Source organism: Streptomyces polyrhachis, from assembly GCF_042663125.1.
GTDB lineage: Bacteria > Actinomycetota > Actinomycetes > Streptomycetales > Streptomycetaceae > Streptomyces > Streptomyces polyrhachii.
On sequence record NZ_JBHSZO010000022.1, the window covers coordinates 46,604 to 71,150 of the forward strand.

Here is a 24,547-nt window from a genome sequence, read left to right on the forward strand (position 1 = left end):
CGTGACGTCGCGCGCGGGCGTCCGCTCATCGCACTTCCGGGAGGTCGTATGTCCGAGGAGACGACGCAGCAGCCGGCCCCGAGCAGGGGCCCCCAGTCGCCGGCGGTGCCCGTCGGGCCGGGCGGACCGGGCCGCCGCCCCGTCCCCACCCCGTCCGAGGTCTTCCCCCCGGGGCACCGCCGCGACCACCGCCCCCCGGCGGACCACACGCTCACCGAGGCCCGTACGGCCTGAGCCCGCGCACTCCCCGCACCCCCGACCGCAGCGCCCCGGACGACGCCCCCGCCGACCGGGGCGCTGCCCTGTCCGGCGTACGCTGGGAGCCATGGACTACGTATCCGCAGTGGTGCCCCCCGCCGTGATGGCGGTCTTCTTCACCTTCCTCATCATGCGGATCGTGAAGAGCCAGGGCGGCCCGAACAAGGCCAAGGAAGACGCCGCCGTCGACCAGGCGCACGCCGCCGCCGCGCAGGCCGGCGCACTGCGGCAGAAGAGCCTGGATTCCTAGCCGCCTTCCCGGAAGTCCTTCCGGAAGTCCCCCCGGGAAGTCCCCCGGGCGCCCGTATCGGCGCGCTTTCCCCGACGGCTTGGGTATCGTGCACACGTGGTCCGCCCTTTGGGAGAGCTCGAAGACGCCGTCATGACGCGGGTGTGGCAGTGGAACCGCCCCGTCACGGTCCGGGAAGTGCTGGAGGATCTCCAGCAGGACCGTTCCCTCGCCTATACGACGGTCATGACCGTCATGGACAACCTCCACACAAAGGGCTGGCTCCGGCGCAGTACGGAGGGCCGCGCTTATCGATATGAGGCGGTGTCCACCCGGCCCGCCTACTCGGCGGCGCTGATGAACGAGGCGTGGGCCGCCAGCGGATACGCGGCGGGGGCGCTCGTGGCCTTCTTCGGCATGATGTCCGCGGAACAGCGCGAGGCGCTGCGCGACGCCATGCGCGTCGTGTCCACCGACACCCCCGACGCGGCTCCCGCCCCCGCCTCCGGTAATGCCGGCGGACCCGCCGCCGAGGGCCCCGCGGACGGTTCGCCGCCTCCCGGGCGATAACGTCCGGTCATGAGTGAGACCGCTCCCCGCTATTCCCCCTCGGTGACCGTCCGCAGAGCCCGCACGACCGATGTCGCGGTGCTGCGCCGGCTGCTCGACGAGTACGCGCGCCGGAGCATTCTGCTCGACAAGCCCACGGTGACCCTCTACGAGGACATCCAGGAGTTCTGGGTGGCCGAGCGGGACGAGGACGGGCAGGTCGTCGGCTGCGGGGCGCTGCACGTGATGTGGGAGGACCTCGCCGAGGTGCGCACCCTGGCGGTGGACCCCGGCGCCCGGCAGGGCGGCGTCGGCCACCTGCTGCTGGACAAGCTGCTGCAGACGGCGCGCTGGCTGGGCGTGCGCCGTATTTTCTGCCTGACGTTCGAGGTGGACTTCTTCGCGAAGCACGGCTTCACCGAGATCGGTGAGACCCCGGTGGATACGGATGTCTACGGCGAGCTGCTGCGTTCGTATGACGAGGGCGTCGCGGAGTTCCTGGGGCTGGAGCGCGTGAAGCCGAACACCCTGGGTAACACTCGGATGCTGCTGCAACTCTATTGACCGGTGGCGATTGCCGCAGCAGATCACCGGAACCCGGTGCGCTATGTCCGAATCGCACGCATTTTGCGGGCAATCCCGTGCCGGGTTCTGCGCCAGGGTTTGTGTTTTTCCCGAAAAGGCGCTTTGCTTTCGCCAGTACTCGTTGTTTTCGATGAAAGGGAAGCCCCGTGGCACAGAAGGTTCAGGTCCTTCTTGTCGATGACCTCGACGGCGGCGAGGCGGACGAGACCGTGACGTTCGCGCTTGACGGCAAGAGCTATGAGATCGACCTCACCACCGCCAACGCCGAGAAGCTGCGCAGTGCGCTGGAGCCGTTCACGGCGAAGGGCCGGCGTACGGGTGGGCGCGCCGCCGGGCGCAAGGTCCGTGCCGCTGCCGGCGGGAGTGAGGACACCGCGAAGATTCGCGCCTGGGCCAAGGAGAACGGCCAGGACGTGAATGACCGAGGCCGGGTCCCCGCCGCCGTGCGCGAGGCGTACAACAAGGCACACGGCCTCGGATAACGCGTTGTGCGCGCCGGGTCCGGAATGCGGACGGCCCGGCGGGAGCGCGACGTGGCGATGCGGCAGTGGCGTGGGGCGTATTCGAGCCTTCCCCGGCGGAAACCGGGAGGGGGTCAGGATGCGCCCCCGCGCATTTCCCGTTCCCGGTCCGGTACGGGGCCCGGTCGCGCGGACGCGAAGAGCCGCGACCGGTGGCAGGCGGTGGCGGCGGCGCTGACCAGCCGCACGAGATCGGGCGCGCCCGCTGCCCCGGCCGACGTCGCGCCCGCGCCGCCCGCCGGCCCCAGCGTGAGCGCGGGCAGCCGGCGCAGGGCGTCCGGCGTGGGAGGCCGCAGCCAGACGGCGCCGGTGAACTCGCCCGGCCGCGCCGCTCCCGCCCGCAGCTCCAGGGGCAGCTCCCCCCACTCCAGCCAGCGCAGCAGGCCGGGCAGCTCCGCGGCGGACTCGGGCGCCAGCAGGAAGCACACGCTGCGCGTCGCCCGCGCCCACCGGCCGGCGGTCAGCGCCACCGGCCCGGTGCGCAGCCGCCGCCCCAGCACCGCGAAGCCCGCAGCCGCCGGCATCCGCAGCACATCGCAGTCGCCGGGCCCGAACCCGACGCCGGCGGCCGCGTCCAGCGGCTCGCGCTGCCGGGGGACGGCGGCCAGGGGGTCGGCAGCCGGGGGATCGACGGCCGGGAGGCCGCCGGGAGGTCGGCCGGCGGTCGGCGGGGGCGCTCCGGGAGCGTGGGGCATAGCGCTCTCAGCGAACAACGCGGGCGTGCTGCGGGCGGCGTGCCTCATGTCAGACCCAACTGCCCGGGCCCTTCGGCGGTTACGTACCGCAGGCGGGCGGACGCGCTGAGTCCGCCCGGTCGTCCCGAGGGGCGGACGCCTGTTCGCCCGTAGCGCAGGGAAGCCGGGCGGAAATCGCATGGAGACGGGTCCCCGAAGGGTAGAACTTCCTCGTGGGAGCGGTACGTCCACGGTGTCTCCGGGAGTGGCGTTCGCCATCGGCGTAGCGGCAATGAGCGTATTCACCTGGCCTGCGGGAACATCATTCCGCACCATCAGGTTGGAGCAGGTGTCGGCGGTTACGGCGCTGGAGACTCCGGGAGTCTTCGGGAGTAAGCGTCCGGGTGTCGGCAGTTGGAATGAGCGGTCCCCGCTTGCGGGACTAAGCTGCGGAAGGACAGGGAGGGGACCGACCCCTTACTGCCTGACCGCTCTGAGGAGCGATAACGATGTTCGAGAGGTTCACCGACCGCGCGCGGCGGGTTGTCGTCCTGGCCCAAGAAGAGGCCCGGATGCTCAACCACAACTACATCGGCACCGAGCACATCCTTCTGGGTCTGATCCACGAGGGTGAGGGTGTCGCCGCTAAGGCCCTGGAGAGCCTCGGGATTTCGCTCGAGGCGGTTCGCCAGCAGGTCGAGGAGATCATCGGCCAGGGCCAGCAGGCCCCGTCCGGTCACATCCCCTTCACCCCCCGGGCCAAGAAGGTGCTGGAGCTCTCGCTGCGCGAGGCCCTTCAGCTCGGCCACAACTACATCGGCACCGAGCACATCCTGCTCGGCCTGATCCGCGAGGGCGAGGGCGTCGCCGCCCAGGTCCTCGTGAAGCTGGGCGCCGACCTCAACCGGGTCCGCCAGCAGGTCATCCAGCTGCTCTCCGGATACCAGGGCAAGGAGGCCGCCACCGCCGGCGGCCCGGCCGAGGGCACGCCCTCGACCTCGCTCGTCCTGGACCAGTTCGGCCGCAACCTCACGCAGGCCGCGCGCGAATCCAAGCTCGACCCGGTCATCGGGCGCGAGAAGGAGATCGAGCGCGTGATGCAGGTCCTCTCGCGCCGTACGAAGAACAACCCGGTGCTGATCGGTGAGCCCGGTGTCGGCAAGACGGCCGTCGTCGAGGGCCTGGCCCAGGCGATCGTCAAGGGCGAGGTGCCCGAGACCCTCAAGGACAAGCACCTCTACACCCTCGACCTGGGCGCCCTGGTCGCCGGCTCGCGCTACCGCGGTGACTTCGAGGAGCGCCTGAAGAAGGTCCTCAAGGAGATCCGCACCCGCGGCGACATCATCCTGTTCATCGACGAGCTGCACACGCTCGTCGGCGCGGGTGCCGCCGAGGGCGCGATCGACGCCGCCTCGATCCTCAAGCCGATGCTGGCGCGGGGCGAGCTGCAGACCATCGGCGCCACCACGCTGGACGAGTACCGCAAGCACCTGGAGAAGGACGCCGCGCTGGAGCGCCGCTTCCAGCCGATCCAGGTCGCCGAGCCCTCGCTGCAGCACACCATCGAGATCCTCAAGGGTCTGCGCGACCGCTACGAGGCGCACCACCGGGTGTCCATCACGGACTCCGCGCTGGTCGCCGCCGCCACGCTCGCCGACCGCTACATCTCCGACCGCTTCCTCCCCGACAAGGCGATCGACCTGATCGACGAGGCCGGCTCCCGGATGCGTATCCGCCGGATGACCGCCCCGCCGGACCTGCGCGAGTTCGACGAGAAGATCGCCGACGTGCGCCGGGAGAAGGAGTCGGCCATCGACTCCCAGGACTTCGAGCTCGCCGCGGGCCTGCGCGACAAGGAGAAGCAGCTCCTCGCCGCGAAGACCAAGCGGGAGAAGGAGTGGAAGGCCGGCGACATGGACGTCGTCGCCGAGGTGGACGAGGAGCTGATCGCCGAGGTCCTGGCCACGGCCACGGGCATCCCGGTCTTCAAGCTCACCGAGGAGGAGTCCTCGCGTCTGCTGCGCATGGAGGACGAGCTCCACAAGCGGGTCATCGGCCAGAAGGACGCCATCAAGGCGCTCTCCCAGGCGATCCGCCGTACCCGCGCCGGTCTGAAGGACCCCAAGCGCCCGGGTGGCTCGTTCATCTTCGCGGGCCCCTCGGGTGTCGGTAAGACGGAGCTGTCCAAGACGCTCGCCGAGTTCCTCTTCGGGGACGAGGACGCGCTGATCCAGCTCGACATGTCGGAGTTCTCCGAGAAGCACACGGTCTCGCGCCTCTTCGGCTCGCCCCCCGGCTACGTGGGGTACGAGGAGGGCGGGCAGCTGACGGAGAAGGTGCGCCGCAAGCCATTCTCGGTCGTCCTGTTCGACGAGGTCGAGAAGGCCCACCCGGACATCTTCAACTCGCTGCTGCAGATCCTGGAGGACGGCCGCCTGACCGACTCCCAGGGCCGGGTCGTGGACTTCAAGAACACGATCATCATCATGACCACCAACCTCGGCACCCGGGACATCTCCAAGGGCTTCAACCTCGGCTTCGCCGCCGCGGGCGACGTCAAGACCGGGTACGACCGGATGAAGGTCAAGGTGGCGGAGGAGCTCAAGCAGCACTTCCGGCCCGAGTTCCTGAACCGCGTCGACGACATCGTGGTGTTCCACCAGCTCACGCGGGAGGACATCATCGAGATCGTGGACCTGCGGCTCAACGAGCTGGACAACCGGCTCAAGGACCGGGACATGGGCATCGAGCTCTCCACCGAGGCCAAGAGCCTGCTGGCCAAGAAGGGCTTCGACCCGGTCATGGGTGCCCGTCCCCTGCGCCGCGCGGTGCAGCGGGAGATCGAGGACACCCTCTCCGAGAAGATCCTCTTCGGCGAGCTGCGCCCCGGCCACATCGTGGTCGTGGACGTGGAGGGTGAGGGCGACGCCGCCAAGTTCACCTTCCGCGGCGAGGAGAAGTCGACGCTGCCCGACGCCCCGCCGGTCGCCGCCGCCGGCGGCCCGGGGCCGAACCTGACCAAGGAGGCGTAAGCCTCCGGCAGGACAGCTGACGAAGGGCGCCTTCCCCGGTGGGGGAGGCGCCCTTCGGCGTGTGCGGGGGGCTCTTCCGGCGGCGGGGCCCCGTACCCGTACGGGAGGTGCCGCGGGCCGGGTCGCTCAGAAGTCGTCCACCGAGGACGGGCCCCAGGTCTTGCCGTCGTAGTAGTACGCCGGACGGTCCTTCACCCCGATCGTGCGGAACGGGCGGCCGTGGTCGTCGATGCGGATCGTGCCCTCGCGGTCGCCGCTGCTCCAGACCAGCTCCAGGTACCAGCTGACGTCGCGGCTGACGCTGCCCGCGTCCACGCTCAGCACCTGCGGCTCGTCGGCGGAGATCTTGTACGGGAAGTCGGAGGACACCTTGCTCCCGTCGTCCGCCATCCCCGCGACCGGCTTGGGCCGGGGCTCGGCGGCCTCCAGGTCCACGGCGAAGGAGGCCGGCTCCAGCATGCCGCCGCAGCCGGAGCCCGGGGTGTAGACGTTGCCGGGGGGAGCCGGGCGCTTGCCGACGACGTGGACGTAGAGGGCGTGCAGCACCACGGTCTGCGCGCTGTCGCCCTGCGCGGTGAGCTGCAGGCGCAGGCGGTCGGCGGGGACGCCGCCCAGGACGGAGGCCCAGGCGCCGGCCTGCTGGGTGGTGGGCGGGGGCGGCACCTCGGCGGGCGGCTTGTCCATCAGGAACCACTGGTCGCAGGGGCTGTCCCAGTTGTTCGACAGGACGTTGACGTGCAGGGGGGCGGGGCCGCCGGTCTTCTTGGGGGTCTTGGTGGGCGGCGGGCTGCCGGGCCGGCCGGTGGAGGGCGCGGGGCCCGGGGTCGCGGGCGGGGGCGAGGTGGCGGCCCGCGAGGAGGCCGAGCCGTGCGGCTGTACGCCGTTCTCGGCCGCGGTCGGATCGGCGCTCGCAGCCGTACGGGGCCCCGGATCGCCGTCGGAGGCCAGCGCGGCGACGCCGGCGCTCCCGGCGACGACGGCCGCGACGGCGGCGGCGATCAGGACGAGGCGGCGCGGGCGCCGGCCGGGGGCGGTCGCGCGATCTGTGTCCGAGGTGAGCAGGTCGCCCACGGGGGCGAGCTGCGGGGTGTGGTCGGCAGTGGGGGGAGCGGGGGGCTGCGGGTCGGGCGTGCGGGGGGCGGGAGCCTGCGCCGGCTCCGATGCTGACTCTTCCACCGGTGCTGCCTCCACCGGGGCCGCCTCCGCCGTTCCCTCGCCGCGGCGCTCCGCGTCCGCGAGGAGCCAGGCGCGGTGCAGCGCCACCAGCTCCTCGGGGGTCGCGCCGCAGACGCGGGCGAAGCGCTCGACGGGGGCGTAGTCGGCGGGGACGGCGGCGCCGTTGCAGTAGCGGTGCAGCGTCGAGGTGCTGACGTGCAGGCGCTTGGCGAGCATGCCGTAGCTGCGCCCGGAGCGCTCCTTCAGCTCGCGCAGCCGTGCCGCGAAGTCCTCGGTGTGCGTTGCCACGCTGCTCTCCCCGTCGTTCCGCCCGGCCGCGGGCATTCCACCCCGGCGTTCCAGGCGGTGGTGTTTCCGCAGGTCAGGACCGTAAGAAACGTTCCAGCCTCCCCCCTGGTCCGTAAATTGTGGCACGTGGGACGGAAGCGGCCGCAGGGTGGCGTCATCAACCGATCAAGGGCGGTGGCGACACCGGCCGATCACGACGAGGGAACCCACATGACCACGAAGTCCGCACTCGCCTCCGCAGCCGTCCTCGCCCTGGGCGCTCTGACGCTGACCGCCTGCGGTTCGGCCGACGCCCAGTCCCCCGCGGCGAAGAGCACGGCCGCCTCCCCGGCCGCCTCCAAGCCGGCCGAGGCGCCGGCCGCCACCGACGGCGGCGCGCAGGACAGCGGCACGGGCACCACCGGCACCACGGCGGGCACCACCGGGAGCGCGGGTACGACGACGGGCAGCACCGGCGGTACGGGTACGAAGAGCGGCGGCACCACGACGGGCACCACCGGCACCGCGACCGGCTCCGGGGACGCCACCAGCGACAGCTACGCCTACCGCCACCCCTGCGCCGGCGCCCAGATCACCGTGCGCGTCTCCACCCGCTCCGGACACCCGACGCAGCGCGTGATCGCCGTCCGCAACACGGGTGCGAAGTCCTGCGGCCTCAGCTACTACCCCCTGGTCTCCATCGGCAGCTCCGACGCCCAGGAGCGCAGCGGCAACATCACCCCGCTCATCCCCGGCGGCCTCGGCGGCGCCCCGGCCTATGCGCTGTACGCCGGGCAGACCGCGTACGCCGTGCTGGACCTCGACCCCGAGGGGGGCGCCTCCGGCGCCGGTCTCGACGAGCTGAACGTGCTCGCCGACGGGGAGCACCTGCCGGACGCCGAGACCAAGGTCTTCCCGCTGGACCCCGGCGCCGCCGTCATGCAGCCCCGCCTGGGCCTCTACCGCGCCACGGTCGCGGACGCGGCGGCCTCCGCGGCCGGTGCGAACGTCCAGTCCTGAGCCGTACTGGTCCCCGGCCCGGCGCGGGCCGGGGACCAAAGTCCCGGTGGGACGGCATAAAGTCCCGCCGGAAACGGCGGAAGTCCTGCCGCGAGCTGCTTTGTCTTTACCTGTGAGTGGTGTGCGCCACGTCGAAATTCAGCCTACGAAGGAGATTAGTTCCGATTAGGGACCTATGGCTGGGACTTTCGTCCCCCCGCACCTGAGTCGAAAGACCGGGTGCGGGGGGTGTCGTTCGTCCATGGCGCCGGATCCCCTGTGATTGCAGGGCAAGCGGGGTGGTAGGTGTCGCGCCTGGAGGGGGGTGGCGCCCTCCTGGGGCCTCGTAAAGCGGCCGGACAGGGCCTAAAGTCCCCTTCTTTTTCTACGAAGATGGCTAGTAATTGTCGTCCTTGAAACCGCTCGGCATTTCGGGTTATCAATGAGGTCGAGTTCGGAACGCAGCCGGACTCACCACAGACCGAAAGGTAGTTCTGAAATGTCGAAGCACGCGAAGTTCACCGCTCTGACCGCCAAGCGCGCCGGTGCCCTCGTTGCCGGTGCGGGCGTCCTCGCCCTCGCGGGCAGCGGTGTGGCGAACGCCGCGGGCGTCGTCGAGAAGCCGAAGGCCGTCAAGAGCGCCTGGCAGTCCCCGATCACCGACAAGTACACCTTCACCGCCGGCTACAACCAGGGCGGTGCCCGCTGGGCCCACAAGCACTCCGGCCAGGACTTCGCCGTCCCGGTCGGCACCAAGGTCCGCTCCGTCCACGACGGCACCGTCGTCACGGCCGGCTGGGGCGGCGCGTACGGCAACAACATCGTCATCAAGCACGCGAACGGGCTGTACTCCCAGTACGCCCACCTGTCGAAGTTCGACGTGAAGGTCGGCGAGAAGGTCAAGAAGAACGAGCTCATAGCGCTGTCCGGCAACACCGGCAACAGCTCGGGCCCGCACCTCCACTTCGAGATCCGCACGACGCCGTACTACGGCTCGTCCGTCAACCCGGTCAACTTCCTCACCGCCAAGGGCGTGAAGTTCCACGGCTGACCCGGCTTTGTGAGGACTGGGGTAGTACAGGCAGCACAGCGCCCCGGCGAGCATCCGCTCGCCGGGGCGCTGTCGTGTGCGTACGGCCCGGAGGCTAGCCGCGGTGCGCCGAGGTGATCAGCTCCTGCGCCACCGCCAGCACCGCCCTCAGCTTCTCCTCCGGGCTGCCGGGGACGTCCCTGAGGGTGAAGAGGCCCGCGTGCAGGGCGAAGAGCGCCGTCGCGCAGCGGACCTGGTCCTCCAGGGAGGCGTCCTCGTCGCGCAGCAGCGCCGTCATCGCGAACATCCGGTCGCGGAAGGTCTCGCCCAGGCTCAGGGCGCGGATCGTGGACTGGTTGTCGTGGATGAAGCGGAAGAGCACCGAGGCGTCCTGCAGCACCAGGCTGTAGCGGCGCAGGAACTCCGTCTTCGTCTCCAGCGTCTTCGGCTGCTCGCCGGTCTGCGCGATCAACTCGTCCAGCCGGTCCTCCAGGTCGCGGAAGATGCTGACGAGGATGTCCTCCTTGGTCTTGAAGTGGTAGTAGAGCGCCGCCTTGGTCACCTCGAGGTGCTCGGCGATCTCCCGCAGCGAGGTCTTCTCGTACCCCTTCTCGGCGAACAGCTCCAGGGCCACGTCCTGGATGCGCTGGCGGGTGTCGCCCCTGCTGACCACGTGCTCTCCTTCGTCGACCACAGCTGCCGCGAAACTTACTTGACGCCCGGCTAGTGAGCGCCGTACCTTGCTGCATCGTATCGAACTAGCCGGTCGGCAAGTAAGTAAGTAAGCAAGTGAGTGGGTGGAGTGGATGTCGGAGAGCGGGCTGAAGCAGGCGGAGCCTGACGAAGCGGGTGCGGCGGGGGCCGCGCCGAAGAACGTACGGGTCGTGGTCCTGGCCCTGATGGTCGCGATGCTGCTCGCGATGCTGGACAACATGATCGTCGGCACCGCGATGCCGACCATCGTCGGCGAGCTGGGCGGCCTCAACCACCTCTCCTGGGTGGTCACCGCCTACACCCTGGCCACCGCGGCCTCCACCCCGCTGTGGGGCAAGTTCGGCGACATGTACGGCCGCAAGGGGATCTTCCTGTCCTCGATCGTGGTCTTCCTCATCGGCTCCGCGCTCTCCGGCATGGCGCAGGACATGGGCCAGCTGATCGCCTTCCGCGGCGTGCAGGGCCTGGGCGCTGGCGGTCTGATGGTCGGCGTGATGGCGATCATCGGCGATCTGGTGCCGCCGCGGGAACGGGGCAAGTACCAGGGCATGATGGCCGCGGTCATGGCCATCGCGATGATCGGCGGGCCGCTGGTCGGCGGCACGATCACCGACCACCTCGGCTGGCGCTGGGCCTTCTACATCAACCTGCCGCTGGGCGCGGTCGCGCTCTTCGCGGTCTCCGCGGTGCTGCACCTGCCGAAGAAGCGGACCAGGGCGCGGGTCGACTACCCGGGCGCGGTGCTGCTCACCGCGGGCATCACCGCGCTGGTGCTCGTCACCTCCTGGGGCGGTACGGAGTACGACTGGGCCTCCGTCCAGATCATCGGCCTGTCCGTGGGCGGTGTGCTCGCGCTGATGCTTTTCGTGCTGGTGGAGACCAAGGCCGCGGAGCCGATCATTCCGCTGCGGATCTTCCGGAACGGCAACTTCTCGCTGATGGCCGTCATCGGGTTCCTGGCCGGGTTCTCGATGTTCGGCGCGGTGACCTTCCTGCCGCTGTACCAGCAGAGCGTGCAGGGGGCCTCGGCCACCAACTCCGGTCTGCTGCTGCTGCCGATGCTGCTGTCGATGATGGTCGTCTCGCTGATCGCGGGGCGGTACACCTCGCAGACCGGGAAGTACAAGGTCTTCCCGATCGTGGGTGGCGGGCTGATGGCCGTGGGGCTGTACCTGCTGTCCACGATGGGCGTGGGGACCTCGCGGCTGGAGTCCGGGGTCTACATGGCGGTCCTCGGCGCGGGCATGGGCTTCCTGATGCAGATCACCATGCTCGTCGCGCAGAACAGCGTCGAGCTGCGGGACATGGGCGCGGGGTCGTCCACGGCGACGCTGACGCGGACGATCGGTGGCTCCTTCGGGGTCTCGCTGATGGGGTCGCTCTTCAGCCACCAGGTCAGTGAGACGCTTACCGCGCGGGCGGGGGAGGCCGGGGGGCGGTTGGCCTCCGGTGGGGCGCAGCTTGATCCTGCGTCGCTGTCCGAGTTGGCTGCGCCGTTGCGGGACGCGTATCTGCGGGCTGTCTCCGACGGTACGCATCAGGTGTTCCTGTGGGCCGCGGTGCTGGCTGTGCCGGCGTTCGTCGCTGCGTGGTTTGTTCGGGAGGTGCCGTTGCGGGGGGCGGGGAAGCCTTCGGCTTCGTCTGCGGCGGATGTGTCCCTGGCCAGGGCTGAGGGCTGACGGGCGTCTGTGCGGGAGGCTCGCCTTGCGGCGGGGGTGGGGGGCTTCGCGTCGCTGGGGCGGGGCCTCTCCGCGACAACTCCGAAAAGCCATAGGGATTGACTTGCCATCGGTCGATTTGCTGCTCTGTCGGGGGCCTGCGTTGCGGTGCGTCTTTTCGGAGTCGTCGCTCCGGGCCCCTCACACGGGTAGGCCGGCTCCCGTCGCGCTCGGGGGCGCGTGGCTCCGGGTCCCTCACATGGGCGGCTGACTCCCGTCGCGCTCGGGGGCGCGTGGTTCCGGGTCCCTCCCTTGGGCGGGCGGGTGCGGGTGCGCTTGGGGGCTTACTGAGGTGGGGCTTCCGTTGTGCCTGGTTCTCTGGTTTGGGGGAGGCGGTAGACGCCGTTTGTCAGGGGTTCTACCAGGCCGTCTGCTACCAGGGTGTCCAGGGCTCGGGCTCGTTGGACGGGGTCGTGCCAGGTCTTGTCCAGGGTGGACTGGGGGAGCGGGGTGGGGGAGTCGCGCAGGGCTGCCAGGAGGCGGCCTCTGACCTGGCGGTCCGTGCCCGCGTAGGTCTGGGTGCGGCGGGGCGGGCCCGTGTGGGCGGGGGAGCCGGCCAGGCGCCAGGCGCAGGAGGCGGCGATCGGGCAGGCCGCGCAGACGGGGGTGGCGGACTTGCAGACCAGGGCGCCCAGCTCCATCGTCGCCGCCGCCCAGTGCGCGGCCCGGGCTTCGTCCTGCGGGAGCAGTTCGCGCGCGGTGCGGCGTTCGGCCGCCGTGGTCGCCGAGGGGGGGTACTGCGTGCCAGTCACCGCGCGGGCGAAGACCCGGCGCACGTTGGTGTCCAGCACCGGGTGGCGTTGCCCGTACGCGAAGGAGGCGACCGCCGCCGCCGTGTACTCGCCGATCCCCGGGAGCGCGAGCAGGTGCTCGTGGCGGCGCGGGACCTGGCCGCCGTGGCGCTCGTGTATGGCGACCGCCGCCGCGTGCAGCCGCAGCGCGCGGCGCGGGTAGCCCAGGCGCCCCCAGGCCCGTACGGCCTCGCCCGGCGCCTCCAGTGCCAGCGCGGCCGGGGTGGGCCAGCGCTCCAGCCACTGCGCGTAGACCGGCAGCACCCGGTTGACGGGCGTCTGCTGGAGCATGAACTCGCTGACCATCACCCCCCAGGCACCCGCCTCGGGGCGCCGCCAGGGCAGGTCGCGCGCGTGCTCCTCGAACCAGGCGATGACCGCCTCGTGCAGGGCGGCGGGGTCTGCCGGAGGGGTCTTCGTCGGCGCAGTCGTCACAGTCATCGCCTCGATCCTGGCACAGGTGGGGGGAGGCTTCCGGCAAGACGAGGGGCCCCGGTCGACCGACCGGGGCCCCTCGTGAAGCTGGAGCGAACGACGAGATTCGAACTCGCGACCCTCACCTTGGCAAGGTGATGCTCTACCAACTGAGCTACGTTCGCACGGGTCGTGCCTGATTGTCCTTGTAAAGGGTCCTGCACAGAGCGAACGACGAGATTCGAACTCGCGACCCTCACCTTGGCAAGGTGATGCTCTACCAACTGAGCTACGTTCGCATGCACCTGAACGGCTTACACCGTTCGTGCGACAACAACTGTACCTGATCGTTAGACCGGGTTGAGCGTTGCTTTGAGCGGGTGACAGGGATCGCACACTGCGCCTCCCTCTTGGAAAGAGGGCGCTCTACTACTGAGCTACACCCGCCTGGGGGGCTTGTCGCCCCCTGGCGTGGCCCTGACTCTAGCCGATCGACCGGCGGTTCGTACAACCGGATGCCGGGGCCACGCTCCGGCGCCGTCAGTGGGCGGCGTTGAAGGACTCGTAGATCCGCTTGGGGATGCGGCCCCGGGCGGGGACCTCCATGCCGTGCGAGGAGGCCCAGGCGCGGACCGTCGCGGGGTTCGGGTCGACCGCACTGCGCTTGTAGACCGCGCCGGAGGCGGACTTCTTGCGGCCGGCGGACAGGTAGGGCTCCAGGGTCTGGCGGAGTTTCTCCGCATTGGACGTGCTGAGGTCGATTTCGTACGACTTCCCGTCGATGCCGAAGACGACCGTCTCCGCTGCCTCCCCGCCGTCGATGTCGTCGGACAGGGTGACCACTACGCGCTGCGCCACGAAATCGGTCCTTCCATATGGCCCAGATGCCGCTGCCTGCATTTTCTTTTCTTACAGGGCGGTGAATGCACGGCCGCGACCACGTAATGCGGTCGCGTTCCATGCGGCGCAACGTAACAGGCTTTCCGAGTCGGCGGCTAGATATCTACGCGGGTAGATTTTCGTACGGGGTACGCTGAGCGGGCGCACCTATGAGCGGGCTGCCCCATGCCGGGGCATTGCCCGCGGGCCTCAACTCACCACCGGGAGCACCAGTGGCACGCGTCGTAGTCGACGTCATGCTCAAGCCGGAGATTCTCGACCCCCAGGGCCAGGCGGTGCAGCGCGCACTGCCCCGACTCGGCTTCCAGGGGATCGCGGACGTCCGCCAGGGCAAGCGGTTCGAACTCGAACTGGAGGGACCGGTCGACGAGGCCGCCCTCGCCGAGATCCACAAGATGGCCGAGACCTTCCTGGCCAACACCGTCATCGAGGACTTCACCGTCCGGGTGGAGGACGCGGGGGACGGGGAGCGATGACCGCCCGAATCGGAGTCGTCACCTTCCCCGGCTCGCTGGACGACGGCGACGCGCTGCGGGCCGTGCGGCTGGCCGGCGCCGAGCCGGTCGCCCTGTGGCACCGCGACAGGGACCTCCAGCAGGTCGACGCGGTCGTGCTGCCCGGCGGCTTCTCCTACGGCGACTATCTGCGCTGCGGTGCCATCGCCCGCTTCTCGCCCGTGATGGAAACGGTCGTCGCGCAGGCGAAGTCCGGTATGCCGGTGCTCGGTATCTGCAACGGCTTCCAGGTGCTGTGTGAATCGCATCTCCTGCCGGGGGCGCTGACGCGGAACGATCACTTGCATTTCGTCTGCCGCGACCAGCGGCTCCGTATCGAGAACGCGGAGACCGCCTGGACCAGCGACTACGCGGCGGGCCAGGAAATCACCGTCCCGCTGAAGAACGGCGAGGGCGGCTACGTGGCCGACGAGCGCACGCTGGACGAGCTGGAGGCGCAGGGGCGCGTCGTCGCCCGCTACCTCGGCTCCAACCCCAACGGCTCGCGCCGCGGTATCGCCGGCATCACCAACGCCGCCGGCAACGTCGTCGGCCTGATGCCGCACCCGGAGCACGCGGTGGAGGCCCTCACCGGGCCGACCACCGAGGGCCTCCCGTTCTTCACCTCCGTACTGAAGCAGTTGGTGAACGTCTGATGTCCCTGGACACCGTCAAGCACGCGGCCTCCACCCCCGACGCCCAGCAGCCCTGGGCCGAGCTGGGGCTGAAGGAGAACGAGTACCTGCAGGTCCGCGAGATCCTCGGCCGCCGGCCCACCGGCGCCGAGCTGGCCATGTACTCGGTGATGTGGTCGGAGCACTGCTCGTACAAGAGCAGCAAGGTCCATCTGAAGCAGTTCGGCGAGAAGGCTCCGCAGAACGACGCCATGCTCGTCGGCATCGGCGAGCAGGCCGGTGTGGTCGACGTCGGCCAGGGGTACGCGGTGACCTTCAAGGTCGAGTCGCACAACCACCCCTCCTACGTCGAGCCCTACCAGGGCGCCGCCACCGGCATCGGCGGCATCGTCCGCGACATCATCGCCATGGGCGCCCGCCCGGTCGCCGTGATGGACCCGCTGCGCTTCGGCGCCGCGGACCACCCCGACACCAAGCGCGTGCTGCCCGGCGTCGTCGCCGGCATCGGCGGCTACGGCAACTGCCTGGGGCTGCCCAACATCGGCGGCGAGGTCGTCTTCGACGCCTGCTACCAGGGCAATCCGCTGGTCAACGCCCTGTGCGTGGGCGTGATGAAGCACGAGGACATCCACCTGGCCAAGGCCAGCGGCGTCGGCAACAAGGTCGTCCTGTACGGGGCCCGCACCGGCGGCGACGGCATCGGCGGCGCCTCGATCCTGGCCTCGGAGACCTTCGACTCCGCCAAGCCGAGCAAGCGCCCCGCCGTCCAGGTCGGCGACCCCTTCCAGGAGAAGCTGCTCATCGAGTGCACCCTGGAGGCCTTCCGCGAGGACCTCGTGGTCGGTATCCAGGACCTCGGCGCCGCGGGCCTGTCCTGCGCGACGAGCGAGCTGGCCTCCAACGGCACCGGCGGCATGCGCGTCGAGCTCGACGACGTACCCCTGCGCGACCACACGCTCTCGCCCGAGGAGATCCTCATGAGCGAGTCGCAGGAGCGCATGTGCGCGGTGGTCGAGCCGGGCAACGTCGAGCGCTTCCTCGCGGTCTGCGAGAAGTGGGACGTCATCGCCACCGTCATCGGCGAGGTCACCGACGGGGACCGGCTGGAGATCTTCTGGCACGGCGAGCAGATCGTGGACGTACCCCCGCGCACGGTCGCGCACGACGGGCCCGTCTACGAGCGGCCCATGGCGCGCCCCGACTGGCTCGACGCGCTCCAGGCGGACTCCGCGAACGCGCTGGCCCGTCCGGCGAACGGCGATGAGCTGCGGGCGCAGGTGCTGGCGCTGGTCGGCTCCCCGAACCAGGCCGACAAGTCGTGGATCACCTCGCAGTACGACAAGTACGTGCTGGGCAACACCGTCCTGGCGCAGCCCGAGGACTCCGGGATGATCCGGGTGGACGAGTCCACCAACCTGGGCGTCGCGATCTCCACCGACGGCAACGGCCGCTACGCCAAGCTCGACCCGTACGCGGGCGCGCAGCTGGCGCTGGCCGAGTCCTACCGCAACGTGGCCGCCACCGGCGCCAAGCCCCTCGCGGTGACCGACTGCCTGAACTTCCCCTCGCCGGAGGACCCGGCCGGGATGTGGCAGTTCGCCGAGGCCTGCCGCGGGCTCGCGGACGCCTGCCTGGAGCTGGGCACCCCGGTGACCGGCGGCAACGTCTCGCTCTACAACCAGACCGGCGACCAGCCCATCCACCCCACCCCGGTGGTCGGCGTGCTCGGCGTGATCGACGACGTCACCCGCCGCACCCCGATGGCCTTCCGCGAGGACGGCCAGCTGCTCTACCTGCTCGGTGACACCCGGGAGGAGCTGGGCGGCTCGGCCTGGTCGCAGGTCGTCCACGACCACCTCGGCGGCCTGCCGCCGGCGGTCGACCTGGAGCGCGAGCGGCTGCTGGCGGAGATCCTGATCGCCGCCTCGCGCGACGGCATGATCGACGCCGCGCACGACGTCTCCGACGGCGGCCTGATCCAGGCGGTCGTGGAGTCGTGCCTGCGCGGGGGGAAGGGCGCGCGCCTGGTCGTCCCCGACGGGCTGGACCCGTTCCTGCTGCTCTTCTCCGAGTCGCAGGGCCGCGCGGTCGTCGCGGTGCCGCGCTCCGAGGAGCTGCGCTTCACCGACATGTGCGGGGCGCGGGGCCTGCCGGCCACGCGGATCGGCGTCGTCGACGGTGACGCGGTGGAGCTGCAGGGCCAGTTCACCATCCCGCTCGCGGAGCTGCGCGAGACCTGGGAGGCGACGATCCCGGCGCTGTTCGGCTGATCGACCGCCTGCTGACGCACAGGTGACCCCCCGCCGGATCTCCGGCGGGGGGTCACCTGCTGTGTGTACGGACGCTCAGTGGCCGGTGCGGTCCGGGCCCAGCGCGTCGACCTGGCGGTAGATGAGCGCCTTCAGGCCCTCCGGGTCCGGTACGTGGCGCAGCCGCAGCAGCCCCTGCTCGGAGGCCGACTCGATGGACAGGTCCCCGTAACGCCACAGGCGCGCCCACAGCGAGGAGGCGAACGAGACGTCGTTGACCCGGTTGAGCGGGATGCTGCGGCCGGTCTTGGACAGGAAGCCGGTGCGCTGGTGGATGCGCTTGGTGGTGAGTATGTAGAGCGTGGTGCGCCACTGGAGCAGGGGGATCAGCCAGTAGCGGATCGCGAGGAGGACGCCCAGCGCCAGCACCGCGTAGCGGGCGTAGCGGCCGCCGTCGGAGTCGCCGGGGATCACCCAGACCAGGGCGGCGGTCACCGCGGCGATCAGCAGCAGCCGGAGGAACTCGTCCACCAGGGTGGTCCAGTGCTGGCGGGTGACGTGCACCAGTTGCTCGTCGTCGGAGAGATAGCGGTCTACGGGAGTCATGGGGCGCATGGTGGCACAGGGGGCTCTGTCATAGGGACGCGTTAGCGTCTCTGTTATGCCTCCTGCCAAGCGCAAAGCGCGTGCGTACGACCCCGAGCGGACCTGGCGGGCCCTGCTGGCCCAGACGGAGTCCGTGCGCGGGGCGGCGATAGGCGCGGCCGCGCTGCCGGGCGCGGGGGCGCTGCTGGGCCAACTCGCCGGTGAGGTGCGGGCGTTGCCCGAGGCGCTCGCGGAGCCGGCGCCCGCGCCGGCGGCCGGTCGGGGCGCCGGGCGGGTGGAGCTGAGCGCGTGGGCGCTGGCGGGCGATCCGGTCGGTGCTGCGGGCGCTGGTACGGGCGCTGGTACGGACGAGGGGGCCGGGGATCCGCTCGCCGCCCTCGACGCGGCGGCGGAGCTGCTCGCCGGCTGCGCGGCGGAGGCGCTGCGGCCGGGGCGGCTGGTGGCGCGGGGCGGCGGGGTGATGGGCGCGGCGGACTTCGCGCTCACGCGGCTGGTGCGGATCGTCGTCCTCAGCGACGACCTGGCCCGCACCACGGGTGTGGCGGTCCCCCTCGACCGCCAGGCCCTGGCCGCGGCGGTCCGCGTCACGGCGGACGCGCTGGCGGTGAAGGCGCCGGGCGGCGCGGTGGAGGTCCGCATCCCGCCGTTCGCGGTGGTGCAGTGCGCCGAGGGCCCCCGCCACACCCGGGGCACCCCGCCCAACGTGGTGGAGACCGACCCGCTCACCTGGCTGCGCCTGGCCTCGGGCCGCGTCAGCTGGGCCGAGGCCAGGGAGGCGGCGCAGGTCAGCGCGAGCGGGGAGCGCGCCGACCTGGCCGAGCTGCTGCCGCTGCGGGTTTAGGACCCCTTGACCCGCTCCTGGCGCGGCAGCCGCAGCGACGCCGCCAGCGCCAGTGCCGTCAGCACCGCCGCCCCCGCGAACACCGCGTCGGTGGCGGTGGTGAAGGCCTCCAGGGAGGCCGCGCTCGGGTGCGCTCCCCCGGCGGAGGCGGGCGAGCCGCCGTCGTGCCGGGCCGCGTACACCCGGGCCAGCAGCGTGCCGAAGGCCGCGGCGCCGATCGCGCTGCCGAGCGTCTGGAAGAAGCGGATCGCGGTGGTCGCGACCCCCATCTGCTGCGGCGGCGCCGACTGCTGCACCAGCACGATGAGCTGCCCCATCAACTGCCCGAGGCCCACGCCGAGCAGCAGCATCGCCAGGTGGACGAACCACAGCGCGGAGTCCGGGCGCAGCGTCGCCAGCAGCCCCAGCGCCAGCGTCGCGCAGGCCGTACCGCTGATCGACTGCGAGCGCGCCGTCCAGCCGAGCCGCGCGGTCAGCAGGCCGACGCCCGCCATGCCGCCGGCCATCGGCAGCAGGTACAGGGCGGCGGAGGTGGCCGGCAGCTCCCGTGCCACCTGGAGGTAGATCAGCACGTAGACCATCGCCCCCACCAGGGCCATCCCGATCAGCGCCTGGATGGTGAAGGCCAGCCGCAGCGTCCGGTCCCGCAGCAGGCTCAGCGGCAGCACCGGCTCGGCGGCCGTGGCCTGGCGCCACAGGAACGCCGCGAGCAGCGCGAGGGTCGCGGCCGCCGTCCCCAGCAGCTGCGGCGAGCTCCAGGCGTACTGCTTGCCGCCCCACTCGGTGACCAGCAGCAGCCCCGAGGCGAAGGCGGCGGCCAGGCCCGCGCCGAGGTAGTCGATCCGGTGGGTGAGCGGCCGGGCGGGCAGCCGCATGGCCAGCGCGACGACGGTCAGCACGACCAGGCCGAGGGGGAGGTTGACGAAGAAGATCCAGCGCCAGTTCGCGTGCTCGGCCAGCATGCCGCCCACCCAGGGGCCCAGCGCGATCCCGGTGCCGGCGACGATGCCGCCGACCGCCGGGTTCGGCCCGCCGGCGCGCTTGCCGTCCCCGCTCCCGCCGACGCCCTGCAGCTGCGCGACCACCACCATGGTGATGCTCATCAGCCCGCCGCCGCCGATGCCCTGCACGGCGCGGGCGGCGATCAGTTCGGTCATGTTCTGCGCCAGTCCGCACAGCGTGGAGCCGACCAGGAAGAAGCCCAGCACCGCGAGGAAGACGCGCTTGGCGCCGTAGACGTCGGCGAGCTTGCCCAGCAGCGGCAGCGCGGCGGTGGCGGCGAGGGAGAAACCGCTGATCAGCCAGGGGATCTTGTCCAGGCCGTGCACGGGGTCCAGATCCCGCACGATCGGCACCGTCGCCGCCGAGACGATCTGCATGTCCAGCACGGCCAGCATCACCGTCACCAGGCAGGCGAGCAGCGTGAGGCGTGTGCGGACCAGCGACATCGGGCTGTCCGGCGGCGCCGGCTCCGGTACGGGCCGTGCCGTCGTCCCTGGTGTCTCCGTTGTCTCCGTCGTCTGTGCCGCGCTCATGGCAACCGCCCCTTTGCGTCGTCGCTTCCGTCCTCGCTCGGGACCACCATGGCCCAGATTTGTAGACTGAGTCAAGAATTAAGCTGGGACAAAAATTAATCCGGGTCTATTCGGCGTATGCTGAGGCCATGGCTGAGGCGATGGGACTGCGCGAGCGCAAGAAGTTCGAGACCGGGCTGCGGATCTGGCGCACGGCCGTGCGGCTCTTCACCGAGCGGGGCTTCGACGACGTCTCGGTGGCGGAGATCGCCGAGCAGTCGGACGTGTCGAAGATGACCGTCTTCAACTACTTCGGCTCCAAGGAGGAGCTGCTCTTCGCGCCCATCCGCGAGCACTTCGCCGACGCCGCCCGCGCGATCCGCGAGCGCCCGCCCGGCGAGTCCGCCGTGGCGGCGGTCAAGCGCCAGTTCGTCGAGGCCGTCGAGGCGCGCGACCCGTCCGTCGGCGTCACCGACGACCCGTACGCCTACCAGGTGCGCCGGATCATCGAGGAGACCCCCGCGCTGCTGGCCCGCGCCCGGCTGCTCGCCCTGGGCGGCGGCGACGAGCTGGTGGAGGCGCTGCGGGAGGGCGGCGGCGACGAGCTGCGGGCACGGGTGGCGGCGGGGCTGCTGACGGCCGCCCGCAACAGCCTGATCGCGCAGATCAAGGAGCAGATGCTGGCCGGCGTCCCGGTCGACGAGGTCGCGGGCGAGGCGGTACGGGCCGCCGGGACGGCCTTCGCCATGGTGGAGAACGGGCTGGGGGACTACGGGGCCCGGCCCGGGCCGGAAGGCACCCCGCGAGACTGACGTGCCCACCGGCGACAGGGGGCCTGCGTGCGACGCCTCATCCGGATCGCACTCGACACCGAGGTCGACCAGCAGCCGCAGTAGCTGTGTCGGTCAGGGCCGCTCAGGGCCGCTCAGGACTTGCCGAAGACCACGCCGCTCCACCGAGGCCCCGGCGTGCGCCTCCGCGCCGAGGCGCTGCCGCCCGCTGTCCGGGCCGCGGACCGGGTGGCGGGCGCCAGTTCACTCTCCGCGAACTCCGCCGCGGCCGGTGGCGGGGATCACTTCCGTGAAACCCCCTCCCGTTCGGGAAGGGGGCATAACTGGCCTAGACTCGAAGCGTGCGACGTGGCGATGGACGACTCAACCACGATCTACTCTCCGGCGAGAAGGGCCCCCAGGACGCTTGCGGCGTCTTCGGTGTCTGGGCCCCCGGTGAAGAGGTCGCCAAGCTCACCTATTTCGGTCTGTACGCGCTACAGCACCGCGGACAGGAGTCCGCGGGCATCGCGGTGAGCAACGGCTCGCAGATCCTGGTCTTCAAGGACATGGGCCTGGTCTCGCAGGTCTTCGACGAGACCTCCCTGGGCTCCCTGCAGGGGCACATCGCGGTCGGCCACGCCCGGTACTCCACCACCGGCGCCTCCGTCTGGGAGAACGCCCAGCCGACCTTCCGCGCCACCGCCCACGGCTCCCTGGCGCTCGCCCACAACGGCAACCTGGTCAACACCGCCGAGCTGGCCAACCTGGTCGAGAAGCTGCCCGGCGACGGCTCGCGCGCCAACCGCGTCGCGGCCACCAACGACACCGACCTGGTCACGGCCCTGCTGGCCGGCCAGGTCGACGACGAGGGCCGGGCACTGACCGTCGAGCAGGCCGCCCCGCTGGTCCTGCCGCAGGCCAAGGGCGCCTTCAGCCTCGTCTTCATGGACGAGACCACCCTCTACGCCGCCCGCGACCCGCAGGGCATCCGCCCGCTGGTGCTGGGCCGCCTGGAGCGCGGCTGGGTGGTCGCCTCCGAGACCGCCGCGCTGGACATCGTCGGCGCCTCCTTCGTCCGGGAGATCGAGCCCGGCGAGCTGGTCGCCATCGACGAGAACGGCCTGCGAACCTCGCGATTCGCGGAGGCAAAGCCCAAGGGCTGCGTCTTCGAGTACGTGTACCTGGCCCGCCCCGACACCGACATCGCCGGCCGCAACGTCTACCTCTCCCGGGTGGAGATGGGCCGCAGGCTGGCAGCGGAGGCCCCGGTCGAGGCCGATCTGGTGATACCGACTCCGGAATCGGGCACTCCGGCGGCCGTTGGCTACGCGGAGGCATCCGGCATCCCCTACGGCGCCGGCCTGGTCAAGAACTCCTACGTCGGCCGGACCTTCATCCAGCCCTCGCAGACCATCCGCCAGCTGGGTATCCGCCTGAAGCTCAACCCGCTGAAGGAGGTCATCAAGGGCAAGCGGCTGGTCGTCGTCGACGACTCCATCGTCCGCGGCAACACCCAGCGCGCCCTGGTCAAGATGCTCCGCGAGGCCGGCGCCGCCGAGGTCCACATCCGGATCTCCTCGCCGCCGGTGAAGTGGCCCTGCTTCTTCGGCATCGACTTCGCCACCCGCGCCGAGCTGATCGCCAACGGCATGACCGTCCAGGAGATCGGCACGTCCCTGGGCGCCGACTCGCTCGCGTACATCTCGACCGACGCGATGATCGAGGCGACCACCATCCCCAAGGACGACCTCTGCCGGGCCTGCTTCGACGGCGAGTACCCGATGGAGCTGCCCGACCCCGAGCTGCTCGGCAAGCAGCTGCTGGAGACCGAGGTCGCCGGCGGCCGCGACGCCGCCGACGCCCTGCGCCGTCCGTAGGGGGCAGCCGGGCGGCGCAGACCGCCCGGCGGCCCCGAGCCGCACGCCGTACCCGTAACCCCCGCAACCGCAGACCAAGGGATCACACCGCCATGGCTGGTGCCAGCTACGCCGCTGCCGGAGTCGACATCGAGGCGGGCGACCGCGCCGTCGAGCTGATGAAGGAGTGGGTGCGCAAGGCCACCCGCCCCGAGGTCGTCGGCGGCCTCGGGGGCTTCGCCGGCCTCTTCGACGCCTCCGCCCTCAAGCGCTACGAGCGCCCGCTGCTGGCCTCCGCCACCGACGGCGTGGGCACCAAGGTCGCCATCGCGCAGAAGATGGACGTCCACGACACCATCGGCCGCGACCTGGTCGGCATGGTCGTCGACGACCTCGTGGTCACCGGCGCCGAGCCGCTGTTCATGACCGACTACATCTGCGTCGGCAAGGTCGTCCCCGAGCGGGTCGCCGCCATCGTCAAGGGCATCGCCGAGGGCTGCGTGCTCGCCGGCTGCGCCCTGGTCGGCGGCGAAACCGCCGAGCACCCGGGCCTGCTGGGACCCGAGGAGTACGACGTGGCGGGCGCCGGCACCGGCGTGGTCGAGGCCGACCGGGTGCTGGGCGCGGACCGCATCCGCGCCGGCGACGCGATCATCGCGATGGGCTCCTCCGGCCTGCACTCCAACGGCTACTCGCTGGTCCGCCACGTCTTCTTCGACCGGGCCGGCTGGGCGCTGGACCGCGAGGTCGCGGAGTTCGGCCGCACCCTGGGCGAGGAGCTGCTGGAGCCGACGCGCATCTACTCCCTGGACTGCCTCGCCCTGGCCCGTACGGTCGAGGTGCACGCCTTCTCGCACATCACCGGCGGCGGACTGGCCAACAACCTGGCCCGGGTGATCCCGGACGGGCTGCAGGCCGTCGTGGAGCGCTCGACCTGGACACCCGGCGCGGTCTTCGACCTGGTGGGGCAGCTCGGCAACGTCGAGCGCCTGGAGCTGGAGAAGACGCTGAACATGGGCGTGGGCATGATGGCCGTCGTCCCCGAGCAGTCCGTGGAGGCGGCGCTGAGCGTGCTGGCGGACCGGGGCGTGGACGCCTGGGTCGCCGGCGGTGTCGGCGAGCGCGACGCGGCCGGGGCGCCGGTCGTGATGAGCGGGGACCACGCGGGCTGAGCGGCGAGTGCGGGGCGGCGGCTTCGGGCGCCGCCCCCGCGCCCGTACAAGCGGGAAAGCCGGCGGCGGGACCGGCCGGAAAAAGGCAGCAAAAAGGGCCCGCCGGGGTCTCAACCCCGGATCGGGCTCCCTTTTTGCTGCGGGTGCTACGCCTGAGCGCTATGCCCCGCGACGGCGTGAGGCGGAGTGGCCCGACGACTGGTCGTCGTCGTCCTCGTCCTCGCCGTCGTCGTTGTAGAGGTCCGCGTACTGTGCGTACGGGTCATCGTCCAACTCGTCATCGTCATCCTCCAGCGGCTCGCTGTTCGGCGGCTGCTGAGGTGAAGATGCGCCCAGCTCGTTAGCCAGGCGTGAGAGATCCGTCCCACCGCTGTTGTACTTCAGCTGGCGGGCGACCTTCGTCTGCTTGGCCTTGGCCCGGCCGCGCCCCATGGCTCGACCCCCTTATACGGCGGGGCTCGACGGCCCCAGAGTCTTGACACGCGTTCATGATTCAGGACGGACTCTCGCGTGGAGAGACCGGTCCATTGGGGTTCAACGGTACCTGCTT

General features: G+C 71.1%; 24 protein-coding genes and 3 tRNA genes. 16 read left to right on the plus strand and 11 right to left on the minus strand.

Going from position 1 to position 24,547, the window contains the following annotated elements; all coding sequences use genetic code 11:
• Window positions 1-48: 48 nt before the first annotated feature.
• The 5 genes from ACFQLX_RS15535 (at window position 49) to ACFQLX_RS15555 (ending at window position 2,103) form a co-directional block, all read left to right on the plus strand.
• Window positions 49-234 (plus strand): hypothetical protein, encoded by a 186-nt coding sequence (locus tag ACFQLX_RS15535; protein WP_386415420.1) that lies wholly within the window; start codon window positions 49-51, stop codon window positions 232-234.
• 91 nt (window positions 235-325) lie between these two features.
• Window positions 326-508: a hypothetical protein gene (locus ACFQLX_RS15540; protein ID WP_386415423.1), complete on the plus strand. Its 183-nt coding sequence runs from the start codon at window positions 326-328 to the stop codon at window positions 506-508.
• Window positions 509-604: 96 nt separating this feature from the next.
• Window positions 605-1,057, plus strand: coding sequence for a BlaI/MecI/CopY family transcriptional regulator (locus ACFQLX_RS15545; protein ID WP_386415425.1), 453 nt, complete (start codon window positions 605-607; stop codon window positions 1,055-1,057).
• Between the two features lie 9 nt (window positions 1,058-1,066).
• Window positions 1,067-1,600, plus strand: a complete 534-nt coding sequence (locus ACFQLX_RS15550) for an amino-acid N-acetyltransferase (RefSeq protein WP_386415428.1) — start codon at window positions 1,067-1,069, stop codon at window positions 1,598-1,600.
• Window positions 1,601-1,767: 167 nt separating this feature from the next.
• Window positions 1,768-2,103 carry a histone-like nucleoid-structuring protein Lsr2 gene (locus tag ACFQLX_RS15555; RefSeq protein WP_386415431.1) on the plus strand — a complete coding sequence of 112 codons (336 nt, stop codon included), beginning with the start codon at window positions 1,768-1,770 and terminating at the stop codon, window positions 2,101-2,103.
• Window positions 2,104-2,216: 113 nt separating this feature from the next.
• Here the strand turns inward: ACFQLX_RS15555 and ACFQLX_RS15560 are convergent, their stop codons facing one another.
• Complete coding sequence (locus ACFQLX_RS15560) at window positions 2,217-2,837, minus strand: hypothetical protein (RefSeq protein WP_386415433.1); 621 nt, start codon at window positions 2,835-2,837, stop codon at window positions 2,217-2,219.
• A 488-nt stretch (window positions 2,838-3,325) separates the two neighbouring features.
• Between ACFQLX_RS15560 and ACFQLX_RS15565 the strand changes: the two genes are divergently transcribed.
• On the plus strand, window positions 3,326-5,848 hold the full coding sequence (locus ACFQLX_RS15565; protein WP_386415436.1) for an ATP-dependent Clp protease ATP-binding subunit: 2,523 nt from the start codon (window positions 3,326-3,328) through the stop codon (window positions 5,846-5,848).
• Between the two features lie 126 nt (window positions 5,849-5,974).
• On the opposite strand, the gene ACFQLX_RS15570 is transcribed toward ACFQLX_RS15565, so the two are convergent.
• Window positions 5,975-7,312, minus strand: coding sequence for a helix-turn-helix domain-containing protein (locus ACFQLX_RS15570; protein ID WP_386415438.1), 1,338 nt, complete (start codon window positions 7,310-7,312; stop codon window positions 5,975-5,977).
• 210 nt (window positions 7,313-7,522) lie between these two features.
• On the opposite strand from ACFQLX_RS15570, the gene ACFQLX_RS15575 reads away from it, so the two are divergent.
• The gene (locus tag ACFQLX_RS15575) at window positions 7,523-8,311 is read left to right on the plus strand and encodes a DUF4232 domain-containing protein (RefSeq protein ID WP_386415441.1); all 789 of its coding nucleotides are present in this window, start codon (window positions 7,523-7,525) and stop codon (window positions 8,309-8,311) included.
• A 478-nt stretch (window positions 8,312-8,789) separates the two neighbouring features.
• The gene (locus tag ACFQLX_RS15580; protein WP_386415443.1) at window positions 8,790-9,341 is read left to right on the plus strand and encodes a M23 family metallopeptidase; all 552 of its coding nucleotides are present in this window, start codon (window positions 8,790-8,792) and stop codon (window positions 9,339-9,341) included.
• 94 nt (window positions 9,342-9,435) lie between these two features.
• On the opposite strand, the gene ACFQLX_RS15585 is transcribed toward ACFQLX_RS15580, so the two are convergent.
• Window positions 9,436-9,993, minus strand: coding sequence for a TetR/AcrR family transcriptional regulator (locus tag ACFQLX_RS15585; protein ID WP_386415446.1), 558 nt, complete (start codon window positions 9,991-9,993; stop codon window positions 9,436-9,438).
• 133 nt (window positions 9,994-10,126) lie between these two features.
• Between ACFQLX_RS15585 and ACFQLX_RS15590 the strand changes: the two genes are divergently transcribed.
• Entirely contained in the window at window positions 10,127-11,713 is a 1,587-nt protein-coding gene (locus ACFQLX_RS15590) for an MDR family MFS transporter (RefSeq protein ID WP_386415448.1), read from the plus strand.
• A 323-nt stretch (window positions 11,714-12,036) separates the two neighbouring features.
• On the opposite strand, the gene ACFQLX_RS15595 is transcribed toward ACFQLX_RS15590, so the two are convergent.
• The 5 genes from ACFQLX_RS15595 to ACFQLX_RS15615 form a co-directional block, all read right to left on the minus strand.
• Window positions 12,037-12,984, minus strand: a complete 948-nt coding sequence (locus ACFQLX_RS15595) for an HhH-GPD family protein (protein ID WP_386415451.1) — start codon at window positions 12,982-12,984, stop codon at window positions 12,037-12,039.
• An 82-nt stretch (window positions 12,985-13,066) separates the two neighbouring features.
• Window positions 13,067-13,142: transfer RNA gene (locus ACFQLX_RS15600), tRNA-Gly, on the minus strand.
• A gap of 41 nt (window positions 13,143-13,183) precedes the next feature.
• Window positions 13,184-13,256: transfer RNA gene (locus ACFQLX_RS15605), tRNA-Gly, on the minus strand.
• 76 nt (window positions 13,257-13,332) lie between these two features.
• A tRNA-Gly gene (locus tag ACFQLX_RS15610) sits at window positions 13,333-13,404 on the minus strand.
• 93 nt (window positions 13,405-13,497) lie between these two features.
• Window positions 13,498-13,815, minus strand: coding sequence for a histone-like nucleoid-structuring protein Lsr2 (locus ACFQLX_RS15615; RefSeq protein WP_386415454.1), 318 nt, complete (start codon window positions 13,813-13,815; stop codon window positions 13,498-13,500).
• Window positions 13,816-14,069: 254 nt separating this feature from the next.
• Between ACFQLX_RS15615 and purS the strand changes: the two genes are divergently transcribed.
• From purS to purL, 3 genes are read left to right on the plus strand one after another with little or no spacing between them, the layout of a single operon-like run.
• Entirely contained in the window at window positions 14,070-14,333 is a 264-nt protein-coding gene (purS, locus tag ACFQLX_RS15620) for a phosphoribosylformylglycinamidine synthase subunit PurS (RefSeq protein WP_386415456.1), read from the plus strand.
• Window positions 14,330-15,007, plus strand: a complete 678-nt coding sequence (gene purQ / locus ACFQLX_RS15625) for a phosphoribosylformylglycinamidine synthase subunit PurQ (protein WP_386415458.1) — start codon at window positions 14,330-14,332, stop codon at window positions 15,005-15,007. The genes purS and purQ overlap by 4 nt, the downstream gene beginning before the upstream one ends.
• The gene (purL, locus tag ACFQLX_RS15630; protein WP_386415460.1) at window positions 15,007-17,256 is read left to right on the plus strand and encodes a phosphoribosylformylglycinamidine synthase subunit PurL; all 2,250 of its coding nucleotides are present in this window, start codon (window positions 15,007-15,009) and stop codon (window positions 17,254-17,256) included. The genes purQ and purL overlap by 1 nt, the downstream gene beginning before the upstream one ends.
• Before the next feature lie 75 nt (window positions 17,257-17,331).
• Here purL and ACFQLX_RS15635 read toward each other — a convergent pair whose 3' ends face one another.
• Window positions 17,332-17,841 (minus strand): PH domain-containing protein, encoded by a 510-nt coding sequence (locus tag ACFQLX_RS15635; RefSeq protein ID WP_386415462.1) that lies wholly within the window; start codon window positions 17,839-17,841, stop codon window positions 17,332-17,334.
• A 55-nt stretch (window positions 17,842-17,896) separates the two neighbouring features.
• Here ACFQLX_RS15635 and ACFQLX_RS15640 point away from each other — a divergent pair, with 55 nt between their 5' ends.
• Window positions 17,897-18,682 (plus strand): sterol carrier family protein, encoded by a 786-nt coding sequence (locus ACFQLX_RS15640; RefSeq protein WP_386415464.1) that lies wholly within the window; start codon window positions 17,897-17,899, stop codon window positions 18,680-18,682.
• Here ACFQLX_RS15640 and ACFQLX_RS15645 read toward each other — a convergent pair.
• The gene (locus tag ACFQLX_RS15645; protein WP_417846381.1) at window positions 18,679-20,130 is read right to left on the minus strand and encodes an MFS transporter; all 1,452 of its coding nucleotides are present in this window, start codon (window positions 20,128-20,130) and stop codon (window positions 18,679-18,681) included. The genes ACFQLX_RS15640 and ACFQLX_RS15645 overlap by 4 nt on opposite strands.
• Window positions 20,131-20,345: 215 nt before the next feature.
• Here ACFQLX_RS15645 and ACFQLX_RS15650 point away from each other — a divergent pair, with 215 nt between their 5' ends.
• From ACFQLX_RS15650 to purM, 3 genes are all read left to right on the plus strand, one after another.
• On the plus strand, window positions 20,346-21,008 hold the full coding sequence (locus ACFQLX_RS15650) for a TetR/AcrR family transcriptional regulator (RefSeq protein ID WP_386415469.1): 663 nt from the start codon (window positions 20,346-20,348) through the stop codon (window positions 21,006-21,008).
• Between the two features lie 320 nt (window positions 21,009-21,328).
• Window positions 21,329-22,846, plus strand: coding sequence for an amidophosphoribosyltransferase (purF, locus tag ACFQLX_RS15655; RefSeq protein ID WP_386415472.1), 1,518 nt, complete (start codon window positions 21,329-21,331; stop codon window positions 22,844-22,846).
• Between the two features lie 92 nt (window positions 22,847-22,938).
• Window positions 22,939-23,997, plus strand: coding sequence for a phosphoribosylformylglycinamidine cyclo-ligase (gene purM / locus ACFQLX_RS15660; protein ID WP_386415474.1), 1,059 nt, complete (start codon window positions 22,939-22,941; stop codon window positions 23,995-23,997).
• A gap of 159 nt (window positions 23,998-24,156) precedes the next feature.
• Here the strand turns inward: purM and ACFQLX_RS15665 are convergent, their stop codons facing one another.
• Window positions 24,157-24,429 (minus strand): DUF3073 domain-containing protein, encoded by a 273-nt coding sequence (locus tag ACFQLX_RS15665; RefSeq protein ID WP_386415477.1) that lies wholly within the window; start codon window positions 24,427-24,429, stop codon window positions 24,157-24,159.
• Between the last annotated feature and the right edge of the window lie 118 nt (window positions 24,430-24,547).